Source organism: Photobacterium sp. Ph5, from assembly GCF_022129445.1.
Lineage (GTDB): Bacteria > Pseudomonadota > Gammaproteobacteria > Enterobacterales > Vibrionaceae > Photobacterium.
The window spans coordinates 89,278-106,116 of the sequence record NZ_JADQAQ010000009.1 but is presented as its reverse complement, the minus strand read 5'-3'; the positions used below and the strand labels follow the sequence as shown (position 1 = coordinate 106,116).

General features: G+C 40.4%; 13 protein-coding genes. 5 read left to right on the top strand and 8 right to left on the bottom strand.

What is annotated here, in order from left to right; genetic code table 11:
- Positions 1-53 precede the first annotated feature (53 nt).
- Positions 54-647 carry a hypothetical protein gene (locus tag I3259_RS05965; protein ID WP_238028779.1) on the top strand — a complete coding sequence of 198 codons (594 nt, stop codon included), beginning with the start codon at positions 54-56 and terminating at the stop codon, positions 645-647.
- A gap of 151 nt (positions 648-798) precedes the next feature.
- On the opposite strand, the gene I3259_RS05960 is transcribed toward I3259_RS05965, so the two are convergent.
- The 5 genes from I3259_RS05960 to I3259_RS05940 form a co-directional block, all read right to left on the bottom strand.
- Entirely contained in the window at positions 799-1,542 is a 744-nt protein-coding gene (locus I3259_RS05960) for an acetoacetate decarboxylase (RefSeq protein ID WP_238028778.1), read from the bottom strand.
- The gene (locus I3259_RS05955) at positions 1,532-2,686 is read right to left on the bottom strand and encodes a patatin-like phospholipase family protein (protein ID WP_238028777.1); all 1,155 of its coding nucleotides are present in this window, start codon (positions 2,684-2,686) and stop codon (positions 1,532-1,534) included. The genes I3259_RS05960 and I3259_RS05955 overlap by 11 nt, the downstream gene beginning before the upstream one ends.
- A 103-nt stretch (positions 2,687-2,789) precedes the next feature.
- Complete coding sequence (locus tag I3259_RS05950) at positions 2,790-3,569, bottom strand: 3-hydroxybutyrate dehydrogenase (RefSeq protein WP_238028776.1); 780 nt, start codon at positions 3,567-3,569, stop codon at positions 2,790-2,792.
- A 342-nt stretch (positions 3,570-3,911) separates the two neighbouring features.
- Positions 3,912-4,439, bottom strand: a complete 528-nt coding sequence (locus tag I3259_RS05945; RefSeq protein WP_238028775.1) for a 4Fe-4S dicluster domain-containing protein — start codon at positions 4,437-4,439, stop codon at positions 3,912-3,914.
- Positions 4,436-5,020 carry a molecular chaperone TorD family protein gene (locus tag I3259_RS05940; protein ID WP_238028774.1) on the bottom strand — a complete coding sequence of 195 codons (585 nt, stop codon included), beginning with the start codon at positions 5,018-5,020 and terminating at the stop codon, positions 4,436-4,438. Before I3259_RS05940 ends, I3259_RS05945 begins: the two co-directional genes overlap by 4 nt.
- A gap of 310 nt (positions 5,021-5,330) precedes the next feature.
- Between I3259_RS05940 and I3259_RS05935 the strand changes: the two genes are divergently transcribed.
- From I3259_RS05935 to I3259_RS05925, 3 genes are read left to right on the top strand one after another with little or no spacing between them, the layout of a single operon-like run.
- Complete coding sequence (locus I3259_RS05935; RefSeq protein WP_238028773.1) at positions 5,331-7,775, top strand: DmsA/YnfE/YnfF family dimethyl sulfoxide reductase; 2,445 nt, start codon at positions 5,331-5,333, stop codon at positions 7,773-7,775.
- A 9-nt stretch (positions 7,776-7,784) separates the two neighbouring features.
- A complete protein-coding gene (locus tag I3259_RS05930; RefSeq protein WP_008988756.1) occupies positions 7,785-8,402 on the top strand; it encodes a DMSO/selenate family reductase complex B subunit in 618 nt (205 codons plus the stop codon).
- A gap of 1 nt (position 8,403) precedes the next feature.
- Complete coding sequence (locus I3259_RS05925; RefSeq protein WP_238028772.1) at positions 8,404-9,249, top strand: DmsC/YnfH family molybdoenzyme membrane anchor subunit; 846 nt, start codon at positions 8,404-8,406, stop codon at positions 9,247-9,249.
- A 133-nt stretch (positions 9,250-9,382) separates the two neighbouring features.
- Here I3259_RS05925 and I3259_RS05920 read toward each other — a convergent pair whose 3' ends face one another.
- The gene (locus tag I3259_RS05920; RefSeq protein WP_238028771.1) at positions 9,383-10,036 is read right to left on the bottom strand and encodes a toxin-antitoxin system YwqK family antitoxin; all 654 of its coding nucleotides are present in this window, start codon (positions 10,034-10,036) and stop codon (positions 9,383-9,385) included.
- A 1,069-nt stretch (positions 10,037-11,105) separates the two neighbouring features.
- Between I3259_RS05920 and I3259_RS05915 the strand changes: the two genes are divergently transcribed.
- Positions 11,106-13,304 (top strand): immunoglobulin-like domain-containing protein, encoded by a 2,199-nt coding sequence (locus I3259_RS05915; protein ID WP_238028770.1) that lies wholly within the window; start codon positions 11,106-11,108, stop codon positions 13,302-13,304.
- 83 nt (positions 13,305-13,387) lie between these two features.
- Here I3259_RS05915 and speB read toward each other — a convergent pair whose 3' ends face one another.
- Both speB and speA read right to left on the bottom strand, forming a co-directional pair.
- Positions 13,388-14,320: an agmatinase gene (gene speB, locus I3259_RS05910; RefSeq protein WP_238028769.1), complete on the bottom strand. Its 933-nt coding sequence runs from the start codon at positions 14,318-14,320 to the stop codon at positions 13,388-13,390.
- A gap of 96 nt (positions 14,321-14,416) precedes the next feature.
- A complete protein-coding gene (speA, locus tag I3259_RS05905; RefSeq protein ID WP_238028768.1) occupies positions 14,417-16,336 on the bottom strand; it encodes a biosynthetic arginine decarboxylase in 1,920 nt (639 codons plus the stop codon).
- Positions 16,337-16,839: the final 503 nt, after the last annotated feature.

The window sequence follows — 16,839 nt, the reverse complement described above, 5'->3', positions numbered from 1 at the left end:
TTGAAGTATAGGAGATAATTTAACAGTGGCTGTTAAATAGTGGTAATCAGGTTTTGTTTTATGTTCTCTCTGTAGAGGGAAGTAATAAAGTTATCTCTTTAGAAAAAACGAAGCATGGTTATCAGTTTCCAGATGTTAATGAAAATAAATACTCGTATATTGTTCCATTGTATGCATTGCTTAAAAATCATGAAAATAATCATAAAAATAATAATATTAACAAAGATTTCAAACGAAACTGTATAGTTAAAAAAATAGATAATAGTTGTAATCTATTTCTTTTTGCTAATGTTGAAGTTTATGATAATGAGATTAAAAGTGAATTGTTGATGAACTTCTTTGACGATGCAAGAGAGTTACAAGGTGATGATAGTATTGATAAATTATTTTCATCAGATTTTCTTAGTCATAATAAAGCATCTTATTTATCTAATTTGTTAACCTTGAATCCAATGTTATCTATTGAGTTAAGTAATAGTATTATTTTTTATTTTGGATACATGAGTTCAGAAGGAATAAAAATATCAAAAATAGTTAAATTCAAGAAAGAAAATAACAATATTTATATTACTGATAGCAATAGATTTAATCTAGTTGATTCCACTATTTCGGATAGTGATTTCATTTATTCACTTTTAAATAAATGATGATTCAAATATGAATCTTTGAAAGTAAGACAAGAAAATCATCACATAAGATATGTCGTTATGCCTGTTCTGATTTATGAGGATAACGATCGTATTATCTGATGATTTTCTTAGGGATAAATGTATTCATAACAATGAATATAGAATAAAACTATTTAAGATAATCGAACAAAACGTTACCGTATGAAAGCGTAAAGTCGACGATTTGATGCTTACCCCCAATGACTTTTTTGATAGGTAGTTGAGCTACCGGCGCTAGGGCATGTTCGAATAACTGAAGCGCTGCAGGGCCTGTCCACACGCCTTTAACGTTTACATCTGCCATGTAATATTCAATTAATTGGCAAACGTCAGTGCCTTTCCCTGTTACGCTGGGTATTACCTTTAAAATATAATTAGGTGTGGTTTCGAGTGCTGATTTTGTTGCTGCAATATCACCTTCATAATATTTATACCCCATAGTGCCAATAGCGACTTCGGTTTGATTGTATTTTAATCGCCCAGTGAGGGTGTCAACATCGACATCGAGTGAGGGGAAACCGTATTTTTTAGGAAACCCCCAAACTTCTCTGCCGGCAACAATAGAGGCGACATCATCGACAAACATGAGGTGGCTATAAAGTCCTTTCTTACCATTGTACTCAACTTCAATCACTTGACCTGATTCTTTAAAGCTCCCAAACCCAGCGGAATCTGGCATTTTCATAAATTCAAAATGTACGACATTACTGATCACTTTTAAGGGCTCTGGTACCACTTCTTTTAATAATTCGATGTCAGTTTCATAAGAGATGATCAGATATTCTCTATCTTTAAACTTATACTCAATTGGCGGAGCAGAAGGAGATGTCACTGGCATTGAAAATGTGTTCTTTTTCATTTGTTCAATGTTCATATGTTAGTTCCTTTAAGTCTGATTTTTCGGGGTCAGCTAAAGTGAATATATTGAGTTTATTTTCTGTTTCATTTTTAGCCCAATCCTTACCATCTTGTTTATAGATCTCAATGGTATTGTTATATCCATTATTTCGATGGTTATGATAGTTTTGTTTACTGAAGTTATAATCTTTACTCTCTAGTTCAGATTTTTGTGAGTGGTAAATTAAGTGCACAATATCTAAGCTATTTAGATGGCCTAATTTAATAATTTCTTGAACTTTTGGATCTTTCTTTTCATCTTCAGATAAAAACGTTGTTAAATAAGAAATAGCAGCGCAGAGATCTTTAGATGCAGAATATAAATAGCGTGCTCTTGATGTTCTTGATGCAAACTGAATATCTTTTACTCTCTCGGCTAATGCATTCATATTTGTGGGTAATGCTCCTTTTGCAGGGAATAAATCCACCATAAAACAAAGTACATCTCTACTATCAATCTTACAGCCCAATATACGGTCTAAGGTGGATATAATTGGCGTATTAGAATATAAACCGCCATCAACGTAAAAATGCCCGTCTATTTCAATCGGAGGGAATCCAGGAGGCATTGCGCCACTAGCCATAACATGCTCAACGTTAATTGTTTCAGTAAAGCTATCAAATATTTTAAAATCACCACTTGCTAAGTCGACAGAACATAAACTTAATCTAATATGCTTTTCATTTAAATAATCAAAATCAATCAGTTCATTGAGCGTGTCTTTTAATGGTGAGGTATCATAATAACTGAGCTCTTCTGTTTTATATGAGCTAAACGCACTTGGCCATAATTTGGGATTAAAAAAACCGGGTTGCCCACACCATAAAGCAGATTGAGCCCCAATCCAGTTTTTTATCTGGGTATCAACGTTATAAAATAGATTTGAAAAAGGGACTAAAGTAGTGACTTTTTCCCAAAATGTTTCTAACTGCTTCAATCTATTTTCAGGTTTATTTCCAGCGATGATGGCAGCATTAATTGCGCCTATAGAAATACCGACAATTGAGTTTGGTGAAAATCCTTTTTCTTTTAATGCTTGGTATACACCTAATTGATAAGAGCCAAAAGCTCCACCACCTTGAAAGACATATACAACTTTGCGATTGGTTTTATTTGGCATTAACAATCCTTTCAAAAAGTAAGTTAATATGATTTCCACTGACTTTGAACAGCAGAAATTAAACTTCAAAGTCAGAGGGTTATAAATAAAATATCTGAATTTTTTATTGCATAAACCAACCATGGCTAACAACAAGAGATTGTCCAGTGAGCGCATTAGATTCCCATCCAGCAAAAACAACAGCCGCTTGCGCTATATCTTTCATGGTGGAAAATTGTCCATCAACGGTATTTTTCAACATCACATTTTTAATCACTTCTTCTTCTGTGATGCCTAACTCTTTTGCTTGTTCTGGAATTTGTTTTTTGACTAATGGTGTTTTAACGTAACCAGGGCAAATAACATTTGCTCTAACGTTATATTCAGCACCTTCTTTTGCGACAACTTCACATAAACCAATAAGACCATGTTTAGCTGTAACGTAAGGGGCTTTTAATTTAGATGCTTCTTTACTATGTACCGATCCCATATAAATGATTGAACCGGATCTTTGTTTATACATATGTTCTAGACAAGCTTTGGTCGTTAAAAAAGCGCCATCTAAATGGACGGAAAGTAAATCTTTCCATTGTTGATAAGTTAATTCTTCAACAGAAGCTATATGTTGATATCCTGCATTAGCAACTAAAATATCAATTCTTCCAAAGTTATCAATGACTTTTTTAATGGCATTATTTACTTGCTCTTCATTAGTCACATTCATTTCAACGGCAAGCGCATCTGCTCCTGTTGCTTTTAATTCCCCGATTACTTTTTCTGCAGCATTAATATCTAAATCGGCAACAATAACTTTAGCGCCTTCTTTAGCATATTCAAAAGCAATAGCTCGACCAATTCCACTTGCAGCACCTGTAATAATAGCGACTTTATTTTCTAATTTCATATATAACCCCTTTTATATTGTGTGTTTTTTAAGCGGCGTTATATTTAATATACATAAGAAAAATAAATTAAAAGTGATCAAAAAAGTAATGTAAACTTTCATTAATTAAAATCTTAATAAATATTTTGATTTTTAATGATTTCAACTGATATTAATTACCACTTAGTTATTAATATCTATAATAAATTTTAAAATAATATTTTTTGTTTATATTATCAATAGCGTTATATTTTTTATGTTTATTTTGAAACTTTATTTATAGGACATATATTTCTAGTTGTTAGCGATTGATTATTTAAAAGTAGATTATGTAGTGATGGTGAATATTATTATTTTATTAGACTAACAAACCGCACCAATATAACAACTCGATAGACACTCACCGCAGCCATTACAATCATCATTTAAAATGGGTGTGCTGTTAGCAATCAGGCTAAGTGCTTGTTTCGGGCAATCATCGACACATTCTTGGCAATTATCAAAAATCTTAGCGTTACAGCTTTTACTAAAAGTTGGACGCCAGCCTGTATCTTTGGTGTTTAGAGTATTAAGTGCTTGAGTTGGGCAAGCATTAATACAAGCTTGGCAAAAGGTGCAATGGTTGCAACTGAGATCCATCACAGGCCCATTGTTACCTATGGCTAAGATATTCTGTGGGCAAGCACTCACACATGCCGAACAGTTGTCGCAAAGATGCGTAAATAGACTTTCTTCAACAGCGCCAAGTGGTCTTCCTGCATTTATCTTTCCTGCCTCTGGTGTTTCAACTGATTGTGAAACACCACGAGATAGCGCGCGAAATAAACCACGACGACTGTGGTTTACTTCGCTCTCTTGCTGCATTAAATCGGCGCTATCGTGTCTCATCATTGCGCCTCTTGCCAGTAGTTATGACGTGTCACGATTTCCAATTGTTGCTCTTCACAATAGATGGTTAACCACGCCAGCGTATAAGCAGCAAGTTGTTGGTAAAAATCGGTTTTTGCGTATTGCTGCATGCTTTCTAACATGAAAGGGGCAAATGGCATGAGATGTTGAGTAAATAACTCATTCGCTGCCGCTTTATTATCTTGCTCTAGCAATATTGAAACTAACATCAGCATTAAACCAATGTGATCTTCAGGCTCACGCATTCCGGTATCGCAGGCAAAGCCTTGCTGGCGAGTAAACTCACGGTATTGCAAGGTCGATGAGCCAAACAGGGCATTTTCTTTATCTAAATACGCCGATCCCCAAGGTGGACATGGCATATCACCGCTACCTTGCAGCAAATGGAAGTGATCGGATTCAAGTTCGTCACTGTTAACAGCGTGCGCAAGTGCTGCAATATTTTTTAATAAATCATCATCTTGTACAGCGAAGGCTTGCAGAATAGTGGAGCCGTTGTTTGAGCTTGGTGAGTAGAACAATAAGCCACCAAGAAGACGAAAAAGTGTAGATTCGTAATGCATTATTTCAACTTTATAAATTTTTGGCGGAGCATACCGAGTTAACAAGCGGAAAAAATTGCGCTAAATCAAAAAAATCAGGGTACTGATATATTTATTTATATGATTAAAAATTTGTTAAATATTCTGGATAATTTAAATTTATAAAATTTTGTGACTAACTTCTCAGTTGTGATTTAACGTTGGTGGAATTTTATATTTCAAATACGGTTTATTGATTGAGCGCAATATTTCACCCTCTGCTTTAAGTGTAAAAGGACGCCCAGAAAAAGACCGCGAGCGTCTTTTCGCATTTTTTATGAGTAGTTGTCCTATGAAAAACACACTGAAAGCAATGATTTCCGGTGGTCTCTCAAGACGTGATTTTATGAAAACGTCGAGTGCTGTCGGTGGATTGGCTGCGACTGCCAGCGCCATGACCCTGCCATTTAAATCGAGCCCTGTTGCTGCTGCCACCGAGCAAGCGGTGAACGAAAAAATCGTATGGAGTGCGTGTACCGTAAACTGTGGTAGCCGTTGTCCATTACGTATGCACGTGGTTGATGGTGAAATTAAATGGGTAGAAACCGATAACACAGGTGATGACGAATACGGTAATCACCAAGTGCGCGCGTGTTTACGTGGTCGTTCAATGCGTCGTCGTGTTTATAATCCAGATCGCTTGAAGTACCCAATGAAGCGTGTCGGTAATCGTGGTGAAGGTAAATTCAAACGTATTACTTGGGATGAGGCTTACGATGAAATCGCTAATAACATGAAGCGAATCATCAAAGCTCATGGCAATGAAGCGATCTACCTTAACTACGGTACAGGTACGCTTGGCGGCACCGTGACTAAATCATGGCCGCCAGCGGGATCGCTTGTGGCACGTATGATGAACCTATGTGGCGGTTACTTAAATCACTACGGCGACTACTCAACAGCACAAATCAAAGAAGGCCTTAACTACACCTACGGTGGTTGGGGCGCAGGTAACTCGTTTTCTGATCTAGAAAACACCAAGCTGATTGTTCAGTTCGGTAATAACCCTGCTGAAACCCGCATGTCGGGCGGTGGTTTGATCCATCACTTAATGGAATCAAAAGAGCGCTCAAAAGCGCGCATGATCATGATTGACCCTCGCTACACCGATACAGCTGGTGGCCGTGAAGATGAGTGGATCCCAATTCGTCCAGGTACAGACGCAGCATTTGTAGCGGCAATGGCGTACGTGATGATCAAAGAAGATTTGGTCGATCAGCCATTCTTGGATAAATACTGTGTCGGTTATGATGAGAAAACCCTACCAGCATCAGCCCCTGCAAAGAGTGACTACAAGTCATACATCTTAGGTGAAGGCGCAGATGGTATTGTGAAAACCCCTGAGTGGGCGGCACAAATTACGGGCATTCCAGTTGATACCATTATTAAAACCGCCCGTGAAATTGGCTCAACAAAACCTTGTGCAGTACTGCAAGGCTGGGGCTTACAGCGTACAGCTAATGGTGAAATTGCTTGTCGTGCAATCGCAATGTTGGCACTGCTAACGGGTAACGTGGGCATTAACGGTGGTGGTACTGGTGCGCGTGAATCTGACTACAATATTCCGTTTGTCCGTTTCCCAACCTTAACGAACCCAATTGAAGCGTCGATCCCAATGTTCCTATGGACAGATGCGATTGTACGCGGCACAGAGATGACCGATCTACGTGATGGTGTTCGTGGTGTTAAACAGCTTAAATCACCCATCAAGATGATCTGGAACTACGCCGGTAACTGCTTGATTAACCAGCACTCTGACATCAATAAAACTCACGATATTTTACAAGATGACAAAGCCTGTGAGCTGATTGTGGTGATTGATAACCATATGACGTCATCTGCCAAATATGCCGATATCGTACTGCCGGATCTCACAACCTCAGAGCAATCTGATTTCTGTATGGATACCAAAGCGGCCAACATGCCGTACTTCATTTTTGCTGATAAAGCGATTGAACCCCAATTTGAAGCTAAAGGTATTTACGAGATCTGCGCTGAAATTTCAAAACGTATGGGCGTGGGCGAGCAATTTACTGAAGGTCGCGATCAAGAAGGGTGGCTACGTCACTTGTATGCATTAACCCGTGAGCAAGATCCATCACTGCCTGATTTTGAAACCATGCGTAAGCTAGGTATCTACAAGCGCCGCGATCCAAACGGTCACTTTGTTGCTTACAAAGACTTCCGAGAAAATCCAGAGAAGAACCCACTAACCACACCATCGGGCAAGATTGAGATCTACTCAGAGCGTTTAGCACACCTTGCGGCAACGTGGGAGCTACAAGACGATGAAGTGATCCACCCATTGCCGATTTATGTATCGACGTTTGATGGCTGGGACTCAAAGAAACGTGAGCAATTCCCATTGCAGCTAACAGGTTTCCACTACAAAGCCCGTTGTCACTCAACCTACGGTAACGTCGATGTGATCAAAGAAGCGGCACGTCAAGAAATGTGGATTAACCCGATTGATGCCCAGCAACGTGGTATCGAAAACGGTGATTTGATCCGTATTTTCAACGATCGTGGTGAAACTCAAATTCCAGCTAAAGTGACACCGCGTATCCTGCCAGGTGTGGTCGCGTTAGGTGAAGGCGCATGGTACGCCCCGGATAAACGCAAAGTCGATAAAGGTGGCTGTATCAACGTATTAACCTCACAGCGTCCAAGTCCGCTGGCGAAAGGTAACCCACAGCACACTAACTTAGTGGAAGTTCAACTGGTGAAAAAGGCATAAGGTTAAAGCATGAAACAATACGGCTTTTATATTGATTCAAGTAAGTGCACCGGTTGTAAAACGTGTCAGCTTTCTTGTAAAGACAACAAAGACTTAGATGTGGGTGTTAACTTCCGTCGTGTGTATGAATACGCAGGTGGTAACTGGGTAGAAGATAACGGCACTTGGCGTCAAGATGTGTTCTCTTACTACGTATCTATAGCGTGTAACCACTGTACTAAACCTGCTTGTACCAAGGTGTGTCCAAGTGGCGCAATGCATAAGCGTAAAGAAGATGGTTTTGTGGTGGTGGATACTGAAAAATGCATCGGTTGTCAGTACTGCGGTATGGCATGTCCTTACGGCGCACCACAATACAACGCTGAAAAAGGTCACATGACTAAGTGTGATGGTTGCTACGAGCGTGTAGGTCAAGGGCTACAACCTATTTGTGTGGATTCTTGTCCGCTACGTGCGTTGGAGTTTGGCCCTATTGCTGAGCTACGTGCTAAATACGGCAGCCATGCGGAAGTCGCACCGCTACCAAAAGCATCACTGACTCAACCAAACATCATCATTAAACCGAACCGCCATGCGCGCCCATGTGGAGATACCACAGGTCACTTGGCAAACCCGAAGGAAGTGTAATATGGCATGGCATGAATGGCCGCTTATCGTCTTTACGGTATTGGCACAAACATCGGTAGGTGCATTTTTAGTGTTAGCCACCATGATGTTAACAAAACAGCTGTCACTGGCAGCGGAAAAGCGTCTGCATCAAGCGATGTTCTGTTTATGGGCAATCATGGGTATGGGCTTTTTAGCTTCTATCATGCACCTTGGTAGCCCACTGCGTGCAATGAATGCGTTGAACATGTTGGGTAGCTCTTGGCTATCAAATGAAATTGCAACGGGCAGTGCGTTCTTTGCTTTAGGTGGCATGTTCTGGTTATTGTCAGTATTAAAGTTTGGCAGTGTGGCAATTCGCAAAGCCTTTATGGTGGGCGCAATGCTGGTGGGTGTTGCCTTTATGTATGCTATGACTATGGTTTACATGATCGATACCGTACCGACATGGTACACACCACTCACACCTGCGGCATTTATGATCACCATGCTGATCAGCGGTACGGCATTAGCACAACTATTGTTATCAGTAGCAAAACATGACAGCACAGTGGCGAATAAGCTGTTACCTATCATGGGGCTGGTTGGCATGTTCGCCGTCGTGATGGTTGTGATGTTGCTTTCATCGCACCTTGCAAGCATTGAAACCAGCGTGACGACCGCATTAGCCGTTGTACCTGAGCACACAAGCTTACAGCTAACCCGTATCGTTTTAACGGTAGCAGCTATGGTGTTGTGGTTATTGCCTGTGGTTCAGCGTAAGAAAGTGACAGTGCTTCCGATGGCAATGGCATTTACTATGATTGTAGTAGCAGAGCTAATCGGTCGTGGCATGTTCTACGGCATGCACTTAAGCGCAGGTATGTAAGGCTCCGAAATCATAAGAGCATATAAGCTTAAGTGATAAGCTGAAAACACAATGGATAGGGGCGTGAGTTTCTATCCATTTTTATTTTGGGTCATAGGAAAGTGCCATGTTGTTATGAGTTATGAGTTATGAGTTATGGCTTATGGCTGTCAATCAATTCATCGTTCTTATAACGTAATCGACCAATTTGTTCGCCTTGCTTATTGTATATTTTTACCACCCCATTTTTTTTGCCATCAACATAATATTCTTCAACCCTTAACTGCCCATTTCTAAAGTAGCTTTTCGCTACACCATTGAGTTTACCTCTACGGTAATTTTCTTCAAACTCCAGCGTACCATCATCATAGTAGCCTTTTAAATTTCCTCGAGGTTTTCCATTAACATAGTTCTCTTCAAGTTTGATCCCACCATGTTCGTAGTAAGCTTTTAACAGACCATGTGTTTGCCCATTAAGATAGTTTTCTTCGTATTTTAATGCGCCACTTTTATAATAAATTTTGCTGGGTCCTTGTGGGTAGCCGTTACGAAAATAGCCAACAAGCTGAAGTGCCCCATTCTCGTAATAGCTTTTTACCATCCCCTCAGGTTTACCATTTTTAAAATAGCCTTCAGTTCTTAACACGCCATTTTTGTAAAAGCCTTTTCGTAGCCCTTCGAGCTTACCGTTCACATAGTTATCTAGGCTTCTTAGTTCGCCGGTGGGGTAGTATGTTTTGTGAATAGCTGCGGATACTAAAGGCGTGAACAGCAGCATGAATATGGCTATTAATGTTGTTATTCTCATAGCACTACTCCACATCGAACTTAGAGTTATAACGTGAGTATATGCTTAACGTTAGCGAAAGAGATGATAATTAATGAGAGTCAATGATAGAAATGTCGATGTGTAACGTTTCACTTTAATTTTCAGCATGATAAAGCTGACGATTAAAATGTAAGTGAGATAAATATGAAGTAAAAGTGATAATTTATTCGGATTACAAAATATAATCCTTAATTGGTGTTTTTCTCGTTTTAAATTAATTTTATCTACTTATAATTCCTCACATAGAAGCAATGGTTAAGCTTATAAAATAAGGCTTAATACTGATTTTTAACTAAAACGATACTTAACTTCCTGAGGAATTAACCATGTCTACAATCATGAATAAAATTATCAAACTATACGTGCCTGTATTTTCTCCAATGTATAAAAGCAACAACATGGTGAAGTAATTTGATAGGACGATTAGTAAATAACAATCCTTAAAGGGCTTTGAATGTTAATTTCAAAGCCCTTTTTATATAGCTCGCAATTATCGAGTTAGTAAACTATATAAATGTGGTTTCCGTGACTTGATATAATCAGTTCCTTTACCGCGCTATCGTTGAAAATTGTTAGTCCCTCAGCACATACCATTTTCAAATGCTTTTTAAAGGCATATCCGACATATTTATTACAAGTAACCTGCTTTAAAACACTGTTACCATTGCGTGAATGGCTAAAGTTATGTCTATTTGTAACAGATGTTTATTTTTAAATAGCATTAAAAATTATATATTCATCGCTATTGGTTATTTTAATCCTGTGGATTTCATCTTCACAGCGTCAAAAAAGTAGCGCTTGTTATCAAAAAATAGGTTTTTTCTGAAAGCAGATCTAAATTTTGAACGCTGTTCTATATTGGTCTCGCCAAATAAATAACAAGTAAATGTCATAAATTTGAACTCAGGTATTAGCATTTGTTCAGGTGATGATAATTTTCTGTTACATCTCGTCACTTTGGATTTTTATAAGCTTCGTTATGCTTTGTGCATCTTAGGCATTTTCTAATTAAAACATGTCTATCTAAATGTAATTTGATGAGTAAAAAATGAAAAAAACATCTCTATTTGCATTAAGTGCCATTGCACTGTCTTGCTCAATTAGCTTCACCGCTCACGCTGGCGATAAAATGGTTAACCCAGAAGGTGGCGTTGTTGTTGGTTACTGGCATAACTGGGCTGATGGCCAAGGTTATAAAATGGGTAACGCACCAGCAATGACACTAAAAGACATTAACCCAATGTATAACGTGGTTGATGTTTCTTTCATGAAAGTTTACGACGTTGCTGAAGGCCGTATTCCTACTTTCCATTTAGATCCTGAAACGGGGTTAACTGAACAACAATTTATTGACCAAATTAAAGAGCTTAACGATCAAGGTCGCTCTGTGCTTATCGCACTAGGTGGTGCTGATGCGCACGTTGAAATGAAAACAGGCGACGAGCAAGCATTTGCTAATGAAATCATTCGTCTAACGGATCTATATGGTTTCGATGGTCTAGATATCGACCTAGAACAAGCAGCGATTGATGCGGCTGATAACCAAACGGTTATTCCAGCAGCCCTACGTATGGTTAAAGATCACTACCGTGCCCAAGGTAAAAACTTCCTAATTACCATGGCACCAGAATTCCCATACCTAACGGCATCAGGTAAATACATTCCTTACATCACAGGTCTTGAAGGTTACTACGACTGGATCAACCCACAGTTCTACAACCAAGGTGGTGACGGCGTTTACGTTGAAGGCATTGGCTGGATTGCACAAAGTAAAGATGAGCTAAAAGAAGAGTTCATCTACTACATGTCTGATTCTTTGATCAACGGTACTCGTGGTTTCACTAAGATCCCACACGACAAACTTGTATTTGGTATTCCAACCAATATTGATGCCGCAGCAACAGGTTACGTGCAAGACCCACAAGACTTGTTTGATGCATTCAAACGCCTTGAAGCGCAATCTCAGCCACTACGTGGTGTGATGACATGGTCTATCAACTGGGATATCGGTACTAACAAAGCAGGTCAAGCGTACAACAGCAGCTTCATTAACACTTACGGCCCATTCATTCACAGCCAAGTGCCACCTGTTGTTCAACCGGGTAAACCTGTGATCATTGGCTTAACCGATGTGCGTGTTCAACACCGTTCTAACTTTGATGCAATGGCTGGCGTAACAGCAACCGATAAAGAAGACGGCACACTAACATCGGCTATTAACGTGTCAGGCTCTGTAGATACACAGCGTGTAGGCGAGTATGTACTAACTTACTCAGTATCCGATTCAGACAACAATGAAACGGTATCACCACGTAAAGTAACCGTATTTAGCGCATTACCAACTTTATCTGGTGTAGCAAATGCAGTAGTGAAAATTGGTGAAAACTTTGATGTAATGTCAGGCGTATCAGCATCGGATGCAGAAGATGGCGATCTAACTGCAAACATCACGGTATCTGGCACAGTAAACACTGCCGTTGCTGGTCAATACGCGCTTGTTTACTCAATCACAGACAGCGCCAACCAAACTGTAACCGTGAAGCGTACTGTGATAGTTAATGATGGCTCTATCGTGTGTACTAATCCGTGGAAATCAGATGTTGTTTACGTTGAAGGTGATGTTGTCAGCCATAACGGTAAAGATTGGCTAGCTGGTTGGTATACGAAAGGCGAAGAACCAGGCACAACGGGTGAATGGGGCGTTTGGCGAGAAGCAGGCGATAGCGACTGTGGCGGCGTTGTCCCACCACAACCAGAAGCGGATTTCACGGCATCTCTATCTGGCGTAAACAGCAGCTACAAGATCACTAACGGCACAGCGACATTGAACCTGTCTTACACAGCGAACAAAGCAAGCTCTGTACAGATTGATGTGATTGACGCAATGGGTTACCCAGTTAACGGCGGTAACTTCACTGCAGATTTTGCAGGTAACAGTGCAATCAAACTGGTACTGGATAACGTAGCAGAAGGTAAACACTCACTACGCATGATCGCACAGTCAAAAGGTGAACAAGTGGAATCTCGTCACCACTTCACACTAGAAGAGCAAGGTACGGTTGAGCCACCAGTAACCGACGTTCCAGCTTATGAAGCAGGTAAAACCTATCAAGCGGGCGACCAAGTTTTAGGTACAGACGGTAACGTATACCAATGTAAACCATGGCCTTACACTGGCTGGTGTGCAAGTGCTTCATACGCACCGGGTTCAAGCCAATACTGGGCTGATGCATGGGATAAGCTATAAGTTTACCAATAGCTAAATAAACGAAAGCCAGCATGTTAAGTGCTGGCTTTTTTGTGAGGTTTGTCGTGCTTAATTGCTAAAGCTTATTTGATGTCTGCTTTTTTATGTGTCAGTGCCCATAGGTGAAGCATATCGGTTGCGATCGTTGCTGCTGCCAGTGATGTCATATCAGCATGGTCGTAGGAAGGTGCCACTTCTACCACATCCATACCAACAAGATTAATACCAGCTAAAGCACGAATTACTTTGAGCGCTTTGTCTGATGTCATACCACCACATACAGGCGTCCCTGTTCCTGGTGCAAAGGCAGGATCAAGGCAATCAATATCAAAGGTTAAGTAAACAGGCATATCACCGACTTTTTCTTTGATAGTCGAGACGATTTGCTCTACTGACCAATCATTTGCTTGGCCTGCATCTATTACGTTAAAGCCAAGTTTATGGCTGTGCTCAGTACGAATACCAATTTGCACGGAATGATGAGGATCAATTAAGCCTTCTTTTGGCGCATGGTAGAACATAGTGCCGTGATCAAACTTACTGCCTTGATCATAAGTATCGGTATGTGCGTCAAAGTGGATCAATGCCATTTTGCCGAACTGTTTCGCGTGTGCACGTAGTAGTGGTAGTGTCACAAAGTGATCACCGCCAAAACTTAGCATCGCTTTACCTTGCTCTAATAGGCCTGTAGCGTGAGCTTCTAGACGTTCACACATTTGTGCGGCATCACCACAATCAAACACCAGATCGCCACAGTCAGCAACCTTGATTGTTTTAAATAAGTTAAATGTCCACGGCCAGCGTTTACCTTCCCAAGCGAGGTTAGTAGATATTTGACGAATTGCGCCTGGACCCATACGACTCCCCGAACGACCTGTTGTTGCCATATCAAATGGCACACCAGTGATCACCACATCAGCATCTGACTCCATTGGAGAGAAGTTTAGTGGTTGACGTAAAAAACCAAACGCATTGGCGTAAAGTGAGTAATCTGGGTAGTTAGCTAGTGTTGCCATGGTTTTCTCCTAACAACAATATTGGGCAAAGCCCTGAAAGACGTCCTATCGCACCATTAAGCACTAAGGTTGCGATAGGAAACTTATTAGTTAGTTTTAAATTGCACGAACATCTTCGAGATAGGTATAACCTTCCAGACCTTCAGCAAGCTCTTGTAAAATGGCATCACGCTCGTGAGCGGCAAGGTGTTCCTCTGCCATTGTTTGGTATTGGCGTAAAAATTCTTGCGAGTCTAAATGTACATAACGCAATACATCACCGACACTGTCACCACGATCAATTTTTTCTATGTCATAACCACCATCAGTGCGAGTTCGAACAACCGCGGTATCGGTATCCCCAAACAAGTTATGCATATCGCCTAAAATTTCTTGATAAGCGCCAACCATAAAGAAACCAATACGGTAAGGTTCTTCTGCTGACCATGTTGGAACCGGTAGTGTGGTTTCAATACCTTGGCTTTCAACATATTGATCAATAGCACCATCAGAATCACAGGTAATGTCTAAAATAATGGCGCGACGCTCAGGCGCTTTATCCAAGTTGCTTAATGGCAAAATAGGAAATATTTGATCAATTCCCCATGCATCAGGCAACGATTGGAACAAAGAAAAGTTAACAAAGAACTTATCTGCTAAGCGCTCATGTAGCTCATCTAAAATCGGGCGGTGTGCTCGGTTTTTATCTGATAGCTTTCTTTCTAATTCATAGCATAAGCGCAAACTGACTTGCTCAGCCCATGCACGATCAATAAAGCTAATCATCCCAACCCCAAATAGAGCATGAACTTCAGCTAAATCACTTTGATTATCATGGTAGATCTCAACCAGTGAACGTTGTTCTGCGTGTTGAGAAAGCTCTTTCCATGACATCCACATATTGTGTAGCACTTGTGGCGCATCATAGAGAGGAGCAGAAATATTCTCTGGCTTATAGCTTTCTATACCCACGACATCAGTAATTAATACGGCATGATGTGCCGTTAAGTTACGCCCTGATTCTGAAATAATGCGAGGCATAGCGATATCGTATTCAGTACAAATGTCACCTAATACATAAACAATGTTGTTTGCATATTCATTAATACTGTAGTTCATTGAACAACTGTTTTGACAACGTGTACCTTCGTAGTCCACTGCTAAACCACCACCGACATCTACCGTTGTAATACCAGCCCCGATTTTTTTTAATTCTGCGTACACACGACCCGCTTCACCCACACCGCTTCGTACATCTCGGATGTTGGCAATTTGCGATCCTAAGTGGAAGTGCAATAATTGCAGACAATCTAGCATATTGCGCTGGCGCAGTTCATCTACCACAGTTAAAACCTGAGATGCCGATAATCCAAACTTAGACTTCTCACCACCACTGGCTTGCCACTTTCCTTTACCTTGTGACGCTAAGCGTGCTCGCAAACCAAGACGTGGAGTAACACCCAGTTCTTTTGCTTGTTCTAAGATAATGCGTAGTTCTGATAGTTTTTCTAGGACGATATACACTTCGTGTCCTAGCTTTTCACCAATGAGTGCAAGGCGAATGTATTCTTTATCTTTATAGCCATTGCAGACAATCACTGAGCTTGCTTCTTGTGCCATAGCCAGTACAGCCATGAGCTCTGGTTTACTGCCCGCTTCTAAACCTAACTGACGCTGTTGTTTAGCGTATTGGCTTTTTAGAATTTCGCTAACGACTTCTTGCTGTTGATTTACTTTGATTGGATAAACTGCAAGATAGTCTCCCGTGTAGCCATAGTTATTAATCGCTTGGTTAAACACACTGCATAAACTATCTACGCGATGATGCATCACTTCTGGAAAACGGACCAATACAGGTAATGAAGCGCCCGCAGCAATGAGTTCATCAGCCAGTTGCGATAAGCCAATTGTATTGTCGGGAGCTAGCAGGTTAGGGCGAGCAACAACGGAGCCATCTTGTGCAATATCAAAATAATTTTGGCTCCAGTAAGGCGTGTTATAAACGTCACGTGCGTTATTAATGGTCCACTCACTCATAGTCTTAATCCTTGTAAAGAACACTGCTGTTTTTTAAGGCGAATTAAAGCCCCACATAACTGCAGTAAATATCATATAAAATAGAAGGTTATGGCTACTGACATGATGAAAGTCAGGCGGTAAAGGTTGCGGTAACAAAAAGGCAAGCTATACCTAACAGCGCTACGTTTAATTACACGTAACTGGGACTATCCGAGTTCGTTTCATCATTATTAATGAACATACGTGTCGAACGTCTAGATTGGGTTGGTCTGATGCTGTTGGCTGCGTTGTCGCATACTGTATTCAGGCGCGAGAAGGCCTGTAGGTATAGTGCTGCGAATAATTTCATTGTCATTTCCGAACAGGTCGTGCTGCTACTAGCACGGTATGACATAACGTAAAGAAAGGAATTCCAATCTCAGTCTACACCTCAAACCGAAAAAAGGGTGCTGGGCGATTAGACAATTGAATGAGGTTAACTGCAATCAAAAAAGATTTATCGTTATGATGAGAAAGATTAG

Bases quoted from the DNA above. Each gene is read 5' to 3' on its own strand.
- I3259_RS05960 (WP_238028778.1), bottom strand. From the start codon at position 1,542: ATGAACATTGAACAAATGAAAAAGAACACATTTTCAATGCCAGTGACA.
- I3259_RS05955 (WP_238028777.1), bottom strand. From the start codon at position 2,686: ATGCCAAATAAAACCAATCGCAAAGTTGTATATGTCTTTCAAGGTGGT.
- I3259_RS05950 (WP_238028776.1), bottom strand. From the start codon at position 3,569: ATGAAATTAGAAAATAAAGTCGCTATTATTACAGGTGCTGCAAGTGGA.
- I3259_RS05945 (WP_238028775.1), bottom strand. From the start codon at position 4,439: ATGATGAGACACGATAGCGCCGATTTAATGCAGCAAGAGAGCGAAGTA.
- I3259_RS05940 (WP_238028774.1), bottom strand. From the start codon at position 5,020: ATGCATTACGAATCTACACTTTTTCGTCTTCTTGGTGGCTTATTGTTC.
- I3259_RS05935 (WP_238028773.1), top strand. From the start codon at position 5,331: ATGAAAAACACACTGAAAGCAATGATTTCCGGTGGTCTCTCAAGACGT.
- I3259_RS05930 (WP_008988756.1), top strand. From the start codon at position 7,785: ATGAAACAATACGGCTTTTATATTGATTCAAGTAAGTGCACCGGTTGT.
- I3259_RS05925 (WP_238028772.1), top strand. From the start codon at position 8,404: ATGGCATGGCATGAATGGCCGCTTATCGTCTTTACGGTATTGGCACAA.
- I3259_RS05920 (WP_238028771.1), bottom strand. From the start codon at position 10,036: ATGAGAATAACAACATTAATAGCCATATTCATGCTGCTGTTCACGCCT.
- I3259_RS05915 (WP_238028770.1), top strand. From the start codon at position 11,106: ATGAAAAAAACATCTCTATTTGCATTAAGTGCCATTGCACTGTCTTGC.
- speB (WP_238028769.1), bottom strand. From the start codon at position 14,320: ATGGCAACACTAGCTAACTACCCAGATTACTCACTTTACGCCAATGCG.
- speA (WP_238028768.1), bottom strand. From the start codon at position 16,336: ATGAGTGAGTGGACCATTAATAACGCACGTGACGTTTATAACACGCCT.